Raw genomic sequence first — 13,995 nt, 5'->3', positions numbered from 1 at the left:
TTTTAAGATAATTTATCTAGACTTTTTTAAATACTCTGCTTTTTTCTTACAAAACTTTGCTTTAATCTAGCTTTACCAGCTCCCAGCTTTTGACTGATTTGATTAGTTTCAGAAGCAAATACTTCATCACTATCATCTTTTTGACTGAAATAGTTTGATAAAGAGCTTATAGTTGGATATTTGAAAAGGTCAGTTATAGCTAAATCCACTTTCAAAAGTTCGCGCAGTTTGCTATGTACCTGAAGCACGTTTAGAGAATGTCCACCAAGGTCAAAGAAATTGTCTTGAATACCTACTTTTTCAACCTTAAGTATTTTCTGCCATGTATCAACAATTAAGTGTTCTACCTCATTTCGTGGTTTAACATAAGTAGTTTCCAATTCCGGCCGAAGATTATCTGGTTTGGGCAGAGCTTTACGGTCTACTTTACCGCTAGGTGCTAGTGGTAGGCTTTCTAGCATCACAAAGGCAGAAGGTAACATGTGGTCAGGTAACTTTTTTCTTAAGAAACTACGCAATTCACTGATACTAGGAACTGGTTCTGTCTTCACAACTACATAAGCAACTAATTGAAGGTTATCTGGTTCCTCCTGATCAGCCACCACAACATTTTCACGTACATTCGGGTGCTGACCCAAAAATGTTTCAATCTCTCCAAGCTCGACGCGGAAGCCACGAATCTTTACTTGATTGTCAATGCGTCCGAGGAATTCTATATTCCCATCGGTCAGCCACCTTCCTAAATCTCCTGTTTTATAAATCAAATCTGCACGATTTCTTGGTAAATTCTTTTTAGTTTCTGTAAACGGATTTGTCACAAAGCTTAATTTAGTTTTTTCTTCGTTTTTCCAGTAACCAGCACCCACACCGATTCCCGATACACAAATCTCTCCTGGAACACCAATCGGTAATAACTTCATTTGCTCATCCAGGATATAGAGATTTAAGTTCGCTAGCGGTTTCCCAATTGGAATTGTTCGCTGATTTTCTGGCAAAGGCTTGTCAACGATAAACTGGGTAATATCATCAGCAGCTTCGGTCGGACCATAAGCATTAGCGATTTTGATTTCGGGATATATCTGGAGCCATTTATTTACCCAACTGACCGACACAGATTCACCCGATAGCATCATCCATTTTAAATCTGGTAACTCCCTTTCTTGGCTTGTCAATTGGGAGGTATATTCAAGTAAGCCCCCAAATAATGCTGGTACCAATTCAACAACTGTTATTTTTTGTGATTTCAGTGCCTTGAATAGTTTTTCAGGAATAGCAACAGTTTCAATATCTACAATTACTGTCTTTCCAGCGATTAAAAGTGGTGCCAAAAATTGCCACACAGAAATATCTGTTGAAGAAGAAGCGCTTTGCAGAAAACAAAATTCTGACCTTAACTCCAGCTGATCGAATTGGGCATAAATATGATTGATTGCACCATCATGTCTGATAACTGTTCCCTTTGGTAATCCTGTGGAACCAGAGGTATATATCATATAAGCAGTGTCGATTCCCTCGTTCACTGCTTCTAGATTTTCTTTAGGGAGGTTACTGAAGCCAAGTTTATCGTATATTGTTAATTCCTGGTTATGAGTTAATTGTATGTTTTCAGGAATAACCTCGTCTAAACAAATAATCGATTTTAATTGAGGACAGTTATTTATTAAGTGTGTCAAAACAGTTAATAAGGAAGTATCAGTTAAAAGAAAGTTAACTTCACTATTAGACAACATATATTCAATTCTATTTGACGGATAAGTGCTATCAATCGGTACGTAAGCACCACCTGCCTTATATATAGCCAGAATAGCGATCAGAAAATTTATATCACGGTCTTTAAATATGCCTACAAACTCACCTTTAGCAAGTCCTAGTTGACGCAGCATTACTGCTAACTGGTTAGCTTTTTCATTTAACTCTTGATAAGTTAGTTTTGTTTGTCCATCAACTACTGCTATATTGTTAGGGGTTTTATTGGCCTGGTGTTCAAACAATTTATTGAGCGTCTGTTCAATGGGATATTCTTTATTTTTATTATTGTCATTAAATTGTTTTAACAAATGGTATCGCTCGGAGTCTTTCAAAAAAACAATATCCGATATTTTAGTATCAATATTACTGACAATACTTTCAATAACATTAGTATAATATTTAATAATTAATTGGATAGTCTCATTTTGAAAAATTTGCTCACTATACTCTATCTTGGCACTAATTTTTTTATCATTAATCAGAAAAGAAAATGTAATGTCATTATTGAGATGATTTAAACTATTTTTATTATGAATATTTTCTAATAAAACCACTATATCAAAAATTGAACAACGGTTCAAACTTTTTGGTATTTTTAATAAATTAATTAATTCGTCAAAATGATAGTTTTGATGACTGTAAGCACCAATAACTGAATCTTTAACTTGAAACAAAAAATCCTTAAATGATATCTCAGGTGTTATCTGAATACGCAAGGGAATAACTTTGCTACTTAAATCAATTGTGCAAATTTTCTCATATATTGGTATGCCTACAATAACATCGTTGTTTCGAGTATATTTTTGCAGCAGTATATTCAATGCAGATACAAGTATCAAGTACACTGAAAAGTAAGAACCTTTAGCCAGCTTCATGGTTTCTTGAGATAAATCATGCGATAAGTCAAAGTTAACAGACTTATTTTTAGTGCTAGAAAGCGAAGGTCTTATATAGTCTAAAATCAGATTAGTTTCTGGAAGTTCTCCGGATAATTTATTTAGCCAATAAATCTTTTGAGAAAATACTTTGCTTTTGCGTAAATGCATATTCATTTATCCCGTTTAACTAGTAAGTATTACGAATTATATTTAGCATAATATGTAATGAAATCCACATTTAGACATATTATTTGTTAGGTGGATTTTTTGCGATCGCTGCGTAATTGCATCGATTAAATATCTGGATTATAAGCTTAATAAAACAATGTTTCTTTTTCTAAAATTGAAGTAACTTGTTGTTGCTCCAGAGTCAAAAATGGTAAGTATTTAATTTGAATATTAGAATTAGTCATTAATTCTTGTAAAAGAATTTCAATATCTTCTAGTATTCCAGTAATAGTATCGGTATCAAATCTTATAGAATCATAGGAAATAGCTATTAATAACTCTTTATTGGGGTAGACGACTAAATTCAGAGGATAGTTATTTCTATAATATAATCCTGTATGTTGAAATTCTATATTTCCCTTCCAATCTCGGATAAATTCACTGACTGGAAAGTTTTCAATTACCACAATACTTTCAAATAAAGTTAATTTTTGTGGGACTTCACTCCATCGATGAATTTCTGTCAACGGAGTGTATTCATAGCAGCGTACCTCAGCTAGTTGAAGCTGAAAACACTGTAGCCATGACAAGAAAAGTAGTTCAGCATCTATATTGACTTGAATAGGCAAGGTATTAACAAACATGCCCACCATTGACTCCACTCCATTCAACTCTACTGGTCGTCCAGCAACGTTGTAGCCATACAATATATTGTTGCGGCAAGTATAGCGACTAAGGAGAATGACCCATATACCGTTAATTATAGTAGCAAGAGTAAGACGATGTTGGGCAGCAAAAGATTGTAGCGCCTGTGTACTTGTTAATGATAGCTGAATTATTTCTTCACTGTACCTTACTTCTTCGGTAGATGATTGGTTGATTTTTTCTATATAAGTGAGAGGAGTTGGTGCTTTGACACCCTGTAATGCTTGTCGCCAAAAAAGCTCGGCTTTAGATATATCCTGCTGCTGCAACCAGTCAATGTAGTCTCTAAAAGGACGAGTAGGTGCTAAACAGATTTCTTTATCTTTACAAAGTGCTCCATAAACTTCCACAAACTCTTGAAATACTAATGAACCACCCCAACCATCTAAGATAATATGGTTCACACTCCAAATATATCGATAGCAGTCATCAGTCAGGCGAATTAAAGTATGACGCATCAAACATGGCTGGGAAAAGTCAAAACTTTTTTGGCGATCGCTTAAAAGAAAAGACTGAAATTGCGCTTCTTGTTCAACTGTATTTATATTAGACCAGTCATGGAGATTTAGGGGCACTTCTACTTGATTGTACACAATTTGTAGTGGATTTTCAATTTCTTCCCAATAAAACCAAGTCCGTAAAATGGGATGCCGATCCATTACTAGTTGCCAAGCTTTTTCAAAGAACTCTATGTTAAGATTGCCACGCACAATAAAGATATGCTGGAAAAAATATAAGGACAATTTGCTATCAAACAAACAGTGGAATAACATCCCCTTTTGTACAGGCGTTAGTTCGTATATGTCTTCAATAGTTTTTGTGTTCATTTGGCTATTTTCTACCTCTTTTGGTTAATTTTTAATAGTAAATTATCCAATTGCTGTTGGTTCAATTTTGCTCTAGGGAAGTCAGATGGTGTATATCTTTCTGCTTCTACAGATTGACAATCAATCATCAGAGAGCGCAGTACTTTTATAAAATTATCAACCAATTTCTCAATTGTTTCTCGGCGGTGAATAGCTTGACTATACTTCCAAGAAATTTGCAATTCTTTGTTAAGAAAAATTGCATTAATCTCTAACAAATAAAATAGATTCTTGGGTGTGCTGGAATTGATACCTTGAAATTTATTTGGTAAACCAAATAAAGACGATTCTGAAACCATTTGATCATATTCGCCGAAGTAATTGAAACTCACTTCAGTTTTCGGAAAACCTTGCAGTTTCGCTTGCTTTTCCTGCTTATTGCTTAAGTAATTTAGGATGCCATAACCAATACCACTATTGTGAATACTACGTAAATATTCTTTTATTGTTATTAATGAAGTTCCTGGATTAGAAGATTTGGTAATATCCAAAATAACTGGAAAGCAAGTTGTGAATAAACCAACTGTACGAGATAAATTTACATCTTTAAAGATTGCCTTTCGACTATTACCTCTGATATCTACCCACAATCTTTGTTCTCCTGTCCATGTTGCAAAAGCTTGCACTAAAGCTGTGAGTAACACTTCATCAATTTGAGTATTATAAGCTTTGTGTATCTCTGATAATAAAGTTTTTGTCTCTTTTTTATTGAGACAGACGGATACTATATCTACATTAGCTACTGTATTGTCACCTGTTGAATAGTCAACGGGTAAGTGGCTAAATGGTTTTTGCATTTCTTGGAGCCAATAATCTCGTTCTGGGATCATTTCTGAAGATTCAGCATATTCCTGTAGACATTCTGTCCACTGCATATATGAAGTAGTACAAGATGGCAAATGTATCGCCTGACCTTGAATGATTTGCTGATAAGCTGTTTGCAAGTCTTCTAGCAAAATTTGCCAAGAGACAGTATCAACTGCTAGGTGATGAATGATAATTAGTAAGTAGCTAGTTTGCTGTGGTATTAAGTCAAAGAAGGCAAACCGTACAAGTGGCCCCTCAAATAAGTTCAAACTTGTTTCTAGTTCCGCAGCTACAGATTCAATAGCAAGTTTTCGTTCAATTTCTGGTAGTACCGATAAATCTACTCGTTTCAATTCAATAGTATCATTAAAACTAGCATAAGTTTGTTGCCAAGCAGATTCTTTTTGGATAAAACGCAGGCGAAATACATCATGATGTTCAATCAAATGCTGTAAAGCCTGCTCTAATAAATTGCGATCGCACGCTTGCTGTATTTCCAGCAGTAAAGACTGGTTACAATGGTGTATATCGGGCTGATTATGTTCAAGGAACTGATGCTGAATCGGTGTGAGTTGCAACCCTTCTGTTCCTAACCTCTGTTCGGGTTGGGTAGTTTGACTAATGCATAAGTCTGTCGCTAATTCAGCAATTGTTTGGTAATGAAAAAACTGTTGAGATGTCAACTTCAAACCTGCTTGGTTAGCTTTGGCAGCAATTTGAATCGTGTTGATAGAATTTCCTCCCAACTCAAAAAAGTTGTCGTGAATACCTATCTTGTCAATTCCCAGAATTTCTTGCCAAATGTCAGCCAGCATTTGCTCGATTTCGTTTTCGGGAGCGATGTAATCATTGCCTAAATTAGGGCGGGGATGATTTGCTTTGGAGAGATTGACTGAAGATAATTTTGACTCCAAAAGCGTTAATTGCTCTTGCAAATACTGGGGAGAGTTATTCTGCTTAATTAAAGTTGGGAAGTCTTGTGTTGAAACAATTATATGAGGCAGTCTGTTTTGCAGAATGCGATTAAAAGCATCGATTCCTTCTTGAGGTAATATTCCTTTTTTGAGAATTTTGTCGCGCTCCTGTTTAATTTTATCTGGTAATACAGTTTCCACTGCCAGCCCAACTTCTTGCCAAACATCCCAGCTGATTGATACTGTTAATTGACCAGATGTGGAAGTATAACTGTAGGCATAAGCATCTAGAAAGGCATTGGCTGCACAATAATCTATCTGTCCAAATTCACCCAAAATAGAGGTTCCAGATGAACAAAGCACCAAGAAATCTAGATTTATATTCTTTAAAACCTCCTCCAAAATTAATGTTCCTTTCACTTTCGGTGCTAAGACATTGGTTGCTATATCCCGCGTCTTTAGTTGGGTAACACCACCACCCGCAATCCCAGCCGCATGGATTACGCCATTAATTTGACCGAATTTTTGGAATGCTTGAGTAATTACTGCCTGCATTTGTTCGGAATTAGTCACATCGGCACTTTTAACTTCAACCTCTGCCCCTAATTCCTCAAGCGATCGCACTTTTTGGATCTGACGACTGATAGAATCTTGGCTATCATGAGTTTCTAACCATTGTTCCCACTCAGAGCGTTCCGGTAGTCCCCTTCGTCCGATGAGTATTAACTTAGCTTGTAGCGTCTTTGCTAGATGTTCTGCTAATACTAAACCAATACCACCGAGTCCACCAGTAATTAAGTAAACTCCACCTTCTCTTAACTTAGTTTTGCCTGCAATGCGGTCATCTAATGGGAGTGGTTCAAAGGTTTGAATCCAACGCTGAGTTCCACGGTAGGCAACTATTTCATTAGTCTGTTGCAGTGTGAATTCTGCTACCAAATTATCTATGAGTTTTTTAGATAAAGGAGTTTGAGCAGAATGCATAACTAAATCAACACTACTGCAATTAATATTTCGATATTCCTTGGGAATTACTTTGCATGGCCCTAATACCGTAGCCTTTTGTGGGCACAAATTTTCATCGCCAGTTACATTATGGACATTGCTGGTGACAACTATCAGCTTGAGAGAATCCCAAATATCTTGTTTTCCGATTGCTTGTGCTAAAAACAACAGGCTATAGAAACCAAGATGCTGGTAATCTTCAAATAATCCTAGCTCGTTGTTGAGCAAAGTATCATTTGGTGTAACGCTCCAAAAGTGGCCAATTGTATTTGGCTTAAAATCCTGCTTTTGAAGTTCTTGAAGCAAGGCATCATAGTCATCTGGTTGTTGGGGATTGATGACATACATCCGGTCATCGAGCTTACTAAACTGTTCGCCCACCTGCACAGTGATGACATCTTGACTCTGTTGCTCAAGTCGTTTGGCAAATTCGGTTCCTACTCCATAGTTATCCACAAAGACTAAGCAGCACAACTTTTGTTTGCTCGGTTCTTCTCCTTGGAAAAACTCAAGTGGTATGGATTGTTTCCATACTGCAATATAAAACCAGTCAGCGATATTTGGCTTTTTCTCTAATGATTGTTGTGATGCTGTTTCTGAAGTGGATGAGGAATCTAGCTCAATAGAGTAACGCTGATTTTCAACAGGATGACTTAGAGGATTTTGATCTAACGATTTTTGCGAGGCTGATGACTCAATCCAATAATGCTGACGCTCAAAGGGATAGGTTGGTAAGGGGAGGCGATGACGACGTTCATTGGCGTAAAAACTTGACCAATCTATCTTGATTCCCAACATCCATAGGCGACCCAAGGTGTTAAGTAAAAATGCTACATCTGAATGCTGTTCGTGAGGATGGGGTATTGAGGTCAGCACAGTTAATTCTTCAGAACTCAAAGTCTCTCCACAACCAACTTCTAGTAGAATCCGCTGATTGTCTTTGAGTAACTCTGCAATTCCTTCATTAAAATGTCTTGGTTGCTGTATGTGTGCCCAATAGTTAGGGTCTATTGCTTCAGTTTGAGTAATCCAAGTGCTACTAACATTAGATATAAATGGAATTGTTGGAGGATTGAGTTGGACTTTTTGCAACAACTCTGTGGAAGATTCATTGACCACCAGGGCAAGGGCATCTTCCAGGGAAAAAACTCCGGCTAAAGCGGCAACAACGTATTCTCCAACACCTTGCCCAATCATTGCTTGAGGGGAAACACCCCAGGACATCCACAACTGAGCCAAGGCATACTCAATGACAAACAGGGCACTCTGAGCAAAGCAAGTTTGTTGAAGTTTCTCTACTGCGGTTTCCTGCTCAGATTCGCTCTTATAAATTACCGATCGCAAATCTAACTCTAGATGTGGTTTTAATATGAGGCAGCACTTTTCTACCTGCTTGCGGAACATCGGCTCAGTTTCGTAGAGTTCTTTGCCCATGTCTGCATACAGCGCACCTTGTCCGGGAAAAACGAAAGCAACGGAGCGAGTTCCTGACTCTTGAAACTGAGTTACAACTCGTTCTGAGGCTGGCTGATTCAATGCCTTAATTGCATCTTGGGCATCGGAGCAAACTAATATTCGCCGATGATTAAAGTCTCTGCGCCCTACTTTCAAGGTATAAGCTACATCTGCAAGGTTCAGATCGGGATGTAGCATCAAATGTTGGCTTAGATTCTGCGTAGCAGTTTCTAACGCCGACTCAGTTTTCGCAGAGAGTACTAACAATTGCCAAGGACGGGAAGCACTAGAAGCTGGAAGTGTTGGGGCTTCTTCCAGAACTAAGTGGGTATTGGTTCCGCCCATTCCTAAAGAACTCACACCAGCACGGCGGGGAGTCGAACCTGTTTTCCATTCCCTTAGCTTGGTGTTGACATAAAAAGGACTATTGGCAAAATCAATTTCAGGATTGGGCTGCTCAAAGTTTAAGCTTGGTGGAATTAACTGATGTTTTAGAGCCAGAGCAGTCTTGATTAATGCTGCAACCCCGGCAGCTGAATCTAAATGACCAATATTCGTCTTGACTGAACCAATGGCGCAGAAATTTTTTTTCTCGGTACTGGCACGAAAAACTTTAGTCAGCGCGGCAATTTCAATCGGGTCACCCAAGGCTGTGCCGCTACCGTGAGCTTCAATATAGCTGATTGTTTCCGGTTCTACCTCTGCTAACATTATCGCTTCAGCGATCGCTTCTGCTTGTCCATCTACACTAGGTGCTGTGTAGCCAACTTTCATCGAACCGTCGTTGTTAATTGCAGCACCTTTAATCACAGCATATATGCAATCACCCGAAGCGATCGCATCTCTGACTCGCTTGAGAACAACTACTCCCACACCGTTACCAATAGTTGTTCCCTGTGCTTTGGCATCAAAAGCATGACAATGACCATCAGGAGATAGTGCTCCTCCTGGTTCATACAAATAACCAGCTTTTTGTGGCAATCGGATAGAAACCCCTCCCGCCAAAGCCATATCGCATTGATAATTCTGCAAACTTTGGCACGCGAGGGTAGTAGCAACTAATGATGTAGAACAAGCTGTTTGAACTGTAATACTTGGCCCTGTGAGATTTAATTTATAAGAAACACGGGTAGAGAGAAACCCTTTATCATTTCCAATCATCTTTTGATATAATTGCGCCGATCCTATTTGGTCATTGTTTAAATCAAAATAGAAATAGTTATTTAAGCTAGCACCAGCATAGACCCCAATTCTACTTTCACACTTAGTGGAGTCATACCCAGCATTTTCCAAAGCTGACCAAGCGCATTCCAAAAATAGGCGATGTTGAGGATCTGTGACTTCCGCTTCTTTCGGATTTAGGTCAAAGAATGCAGTATCAAATAAATCAATATTTTCTAAAATACCACCAAGTTTGACATAATTACTATTACTTATTAACGCCGAAGGTACACCAGCAGCGATTAACTCTTCATCTGTAAATAAAGATAATGACTCCACCCCATCTTGTAAATTTTGCCAAAAAGATTCTATGCTGATGGCTCCAGGAAAACGCCCTGCCATCCCGATAATAGCAACACCTTCCATCAAATCATAACTTTTTTCAGTATCATCTTGTTTATTCATATCATTGAACCTTTCTTATTTTTACTGTATTAAAACTCGTTAATCAATTAAAATCAGATACCAATTCTCTCTTCCTCTGTGTTCTCTGTCTTGAAAAGTTCAGAGACGCTCGCGGACTCGCTACCGCTACGCTAACGCCGGAAGCCGGCGCTCCGACTTTTCGCTGCGCCTCTGCGGTTCGTCTAACAAAAGTTCAGCGCATCTTCAGAACAAATTGTAATTAAATATAATAACTCAATCAATGACTTGAAACTTTACATAGGCGGGCGCAGCTTGAATTCGATTTAAATCATTTTCAAAAATAACTGAATTGCCATTATTCTCAATTTCCCTAAACCCGGCAAACTTATAAGATATATACATCATTCTATTGCGATCGTTTGGTACAAACTCTGCCAAAAGACGAACATTGTTACTTTGAGCCAGACTCATAACATGATTTAACATAATTGTGCCAACTCCTCTCGACATCACGCGACAAGACATCAGCAAAAGCTTTATCGTCCATGACTGAGGCTGACATTCAATAAGAATTAAACCTATTTTACCGTAGCTGCCATACTTATCTTCCAGATTTGCAATTAGCAATTTATGGTTTTCTGATTGGCGAAAATGATTGAGTTCGTCATAGGAGTAGGTATAACCAGTTGTATTTAATTGGTTGGTTCGTAGTGTTAATTCTTCTGCACGCTGTAAGTCCTCTTCTTGAGCAGAAGAGATAGTAAAATTCATATTGAGAGTAGACAAGAATTCGTCTGTTGTGCCAACAAATTCTTTTTCTGCATTTTGACGCTCGATATCACTAATATACATCAACCGTCTAATTCGTGAATCATCTGTAATAAAACGAGGATTCATGATTGGCATATCTAAAATATTGCCGATTTCATCTGCATTTATACACAGGATTTCTGGAAAGGTAAATTTAACTTCTTCTAGTTCAAATAATTGATCGTCGATAAATGCGATCGCATCTATACCAATATTAAGTAACTTCGCAATTTCTTGTAAAGAAGAAGCCTTAGAATTCCAATTTATTTGGGGATATAAGAAATACTCTTTTAAACCAAGCTCTTCTAGTTTAGCTATTGTTGTAGCATAATCATTCTTACTAGCTATAGATTGTAGGATACCACGATTATCTAAAGTTTGAATAAGATTTATTATATTTTCTCGCAAAGAGACTTTCCGATCTTCTAGCAAAACTCCCTGCCATAGGGTATTATCTAAATCCCAAACGACACATTTAATAACTTTTTTGTCTTTTTGCTTGCTATTTAAGTTTTGTTTTTGAGTATTAATCATATATTGATTTCTCTATCTTTGATGTACTTATACTTTGAGCGCTCAGCTATCAGCTATGATTTATTAGCTGATAACTTGTAGCTAAATCAAAAGCTCAGTTGATTTCCGTACTAAGTAGATATCAATGGTTTACTTGTATTTGTTGGAATTTTTCTGCTCAATGCTCTCTGTGAAACTACCCGGTAAGATAATAGATTTAATCAGAGCTATAGAAGTCCGTAGACCGTCTTGAGAAGAGATTGCATGATATAGATAATGAGGTGCGATATTTAAAAAAACTGATAACATATTTTTTTGCCTGAAATAATCTTGAATTGTAACATCGTAGAAAAATGATAATGATATATTCTCATCTACTGCTGTTACATAATGCCACCAATAAGGTGGTATGTAGAGCATTTCTCCCGGTTGAAGTACAACTTCCATTCTTTCTTGCCAAGGAAACTTTGGAAATAATTCCAAATTGGGGAGATTCGGATCTACCTTACTATAATCTGCTAAACCATGACTATCCTCAAGAGGTGGATAAAATGACAAATAATTTGAAGGAGGATATAAAAGTATTTTTTTTCTACCTCGAATTTGAACAAAAATATTATGAAATCCGTCAAAATGAAGGACAGTAGTTGAAGAAAAATTTTTACTCGAGAAACCATGCCAGTAGCTAACTAATGGCTTCCTGTTTAAGTATTCTGGATAAGTTACGTCTCCAATAATTTCAGGAAAAGACTTTTCAAAAAGTACACCAGTTAAATAATATCCTAAATCATCATCATTTTGATTTTCATTAACTTTATCTTCTACGTGTTTTATATACTCCTTGTATTTCATTTCTTTTTCATCTACACAATCATCAGCATTATCATAAGCAAAGTTCTTATAATGATCCAAAAAATCTTTTTGAGAAACTTCTACATTAATCAGATTATTTCCACAGTATTTTATCAGATAATCATTAGACCAATTATTACAAGCATCCCAATGTTTAGCAACATCTTCAATTAAAAAAGGCTGATATTGCTTCCACATTTCTAAAAATTGCTTGAGACTAGGATTTTTAGTTTTTAAAATCGATTTGCGAGCTTGACTTTTCATAAAAACTCTAACATTCTTAATTTGCTTTAACTGAAAAACTGGCGCTGCCTTATCGCTATCACCATATAGAATGAATGTTTTTTATTCATCTATGAATTAATTATGAGAGCAGTTTTACGTTCAATTAAATTGGCGATGGAATTTATTGTTTGAAAATTTTCAAACTCTAAGTCCTCATTTTCAATGGCAATCTGTAACTCTTACTTTATGTATAAAACAATTTGAAAAAAGATAATCCTGATAACCTGACTCTGCGATAGTAATTTCTTGAATTTGAGTACTACCTTCAATAATTTCCATAATTTTAGAGTCTCGTAGATACCTTTCGACTGGGTACTGACTACTACAACCATTACCACCATGAATCTGCACCGCATCATTTGCTATTTTGCTAGCTACTGTGGATGCAAAGTACTTCGCAATAGAAGTTTCTATAATCGAGTTTGGGTCGTTAATATCTTTGAGATAACCAGCTTGATAATATAACAATCTTGCTGCTTTGGTGTTAGTTATCATCTGAGTAATCTTTTGACGAATTAATTGATGTTCTTTAAGGTAAACACCAAACTGTTTTCGCTCGTTTGTATACTTGATACAAGCTTCTAAACAAGCTTGAGCAATACCTACACAACCTGATGCTACACTATATCTACCATAATCAAGCGCAGTAGAAGCAATGTAGGAAAATCCAAAACCTAATTTACCTACTAAATTTTCTAAAGGAACGTGACAGTTATCAAACTGCAATTCTGCTGACATTGAAGCCCTAACACCTAAGATTCCAGACATCGGTTTGACTGACAGTCCTGGACTATTTTTTTCAACTAAAAAAGCAGTAGGTTTACCCTCACATTTAGCAAAGACTAAAAATATATCTGCTACTTGACCATAGGTTATCCATTTCTTTTGCCCATTTAAAATATAAACATCACCAGTAAGTGTTGCTGTTGTTTCTACACTTTTGGCATCGCTACCGACATTCGGTTCGCTTAATGCAAAAGCAGCGATGATTTCTCCAGATGCAAATTTAGGAAGCCAATACTGTTTTTGAGACTTATTACCCCATTTACATAAAGCATGAGCAACCATGTTGTGAACCGTCAGCAAACTCCTAATAGAAGAACATCCCCGTCCAATTTCCTCGTTGAGAATGCCATAGGTAATCATATCCATTCCTTGACCGCCATATTCTTGAGGTAATATGGCACCGAGGAAACCACGTTGAGCTATTTTCTTAATTAGTTCTGGCGGAGTAAATTCTTTTCTATCCCATTCGCCAGCATGAGGACATATTTCCTGATTAACAAAAGCTTGAAATTCAGCTTTAGCGTTTTTTTGTTGAGTAGATAGTTCTAGTTTCATGAATAGAGTTTCCTCCTGCCTCCTGAATATGAATCACTACCCATTTTTATCCGAACATAT

General features: G+C 36.9%; 6 protein-coding genes. All 6 read right to left on the bottom strand.

Annotated features, from left to right (window positions below; translation table 11 throughout):
- Positions 1-26: 26 nt before the first annotated feature.
- Positions 27-2,795: an amino acid adenylation domain-containing protein gene (locus tag RMY16_RS01470; RefSeq protein ID WP_322734869.1), complete on the bottom strand. Its 2,769-nt coding sequence runs from the start codon at positions 2,793-2,795 to the stop codon at positions 27-29.
- 146 nt (positions 2,796-2,941) lie between these two features.
- The gene (locus tag RMY16_RS01465; protein WP_322734868.1) at positions 2,942-4,327 is read right to left on the bottom strand and encodes a condensation domain-containing protein; all 1,386 of its coding nucleotides are present in this window, start codon (positions 4,325-4,327) and stop codon (positions 2,942-2,944) included.
- An 11-nt stretch (positions 4,328-4,338) separates the two neighbouring features.
- Positions 4,339-10,173 carry a type I polyketide synthase gene (locus tag RMY16_RS01460; RefSeq protein WP_322734867.1) on the bottom strand — a complete coding sequence of 1,945 codons (5,835 nt, stop codon included), beginning with the start codon at positions 10,171-10,173 and terminating at the stop codon, positions 4,339-4,341.
- Between the two features lie 234 nt (positions 10,174-10,407).
- On the bottom strand, positions 10,408-11,478 hold the full coding sequence (locus RMY16_RS01455; RefSeq protein WP_322734866.1) for an HAD-IIIC family phosphatase: 1,071 nt from the start codon (positions 11,476-11,478) through the stop codon (positions 10,408-10,410).
- A 129-nt stretch (positions 11,479-11,607) separates the two neighbouring features.
- Positions 11,608-12,573, bottom strand: coding sequence for a cupin-like domain-containing protein (locus RMY16_RS01450; RefSeq protein ID WP_322734865.1), 966 nt, complete (start codon positions 12,571-12,573; stop codon positions 11,608-11,610).
- A gap of 180 nt (positions 12,574-12,753) precedes the next feature.
- Positions 12,754-13,935, bottom strand: a complete 1,182-nt coding sequence (locus RMY16_RS01445; protein ID WP_322734864.1) for an acyl-CoA dehydrogenase family protein — start codon at positions 13,933-13,935, stop codon at positions 12,754-12,756.
- Positions 13,936-13,995 lie beyond the last annotated feature (60 nt).

This window comes from Nostoc sp. DedQUE12b (assembly GCF_034530835.1).
Classification (GTDB): Bacteria; Cyanobacteriota; Cyanobacteriia; order Cyanobacteriales; family Nostocaceae; genus Nostoc.
This window is presented reverse-complemented; position numbering and strand designations above follow the sequence as displayed.

Excerpts from the sequence above, each read along its gene's own strand:
- RMY16_RS01455 (WP_322734866.1), bottom strand. The coding sequence starts at position 11,478 with ATGATTAATACTCAAAAACAAAACTTAAATAGCAAGCAAAAAGACAAA.
- RMY16_RS01445 (WP_322734864.1), bottom strand. The coding sequence starts at position 13,935 with ATGAAACTAGAACTATCTACTCAACAAAAAAACGCTAAAGCTGAATTT.
- RMY16_RS01460 (WP_322734867.1), bottom strand. The coding sequence starts at position 10,173 with ATGAATAAACAAGATGATACTGAAAAAAGTTATGATTTGATGGAAGGT.
- RMY16_RS01465 (WP_322734868.1), bottom strand. The coding sequence starts at position 4,327 with ATGAACACAAAAACTATTGAAGACATATACGAACTAACGCCTGTACAA.
- RMY16_RS01450 (WP_322734865.1), bottom strand. The coding sequence starts at position 12,573 with ATGAAAAGTCAAGCTCGCAAATCGATTTTAAAAACTAAAAATCCTAGT.
- RMY16_RS01470 (WP_322734869.1), bottom strand. The coding sequence starts at position 2,795 with ATGCATTTACGCAAAAGCAAAGTATTTTCTCAAAAGATTTATTGGCTA.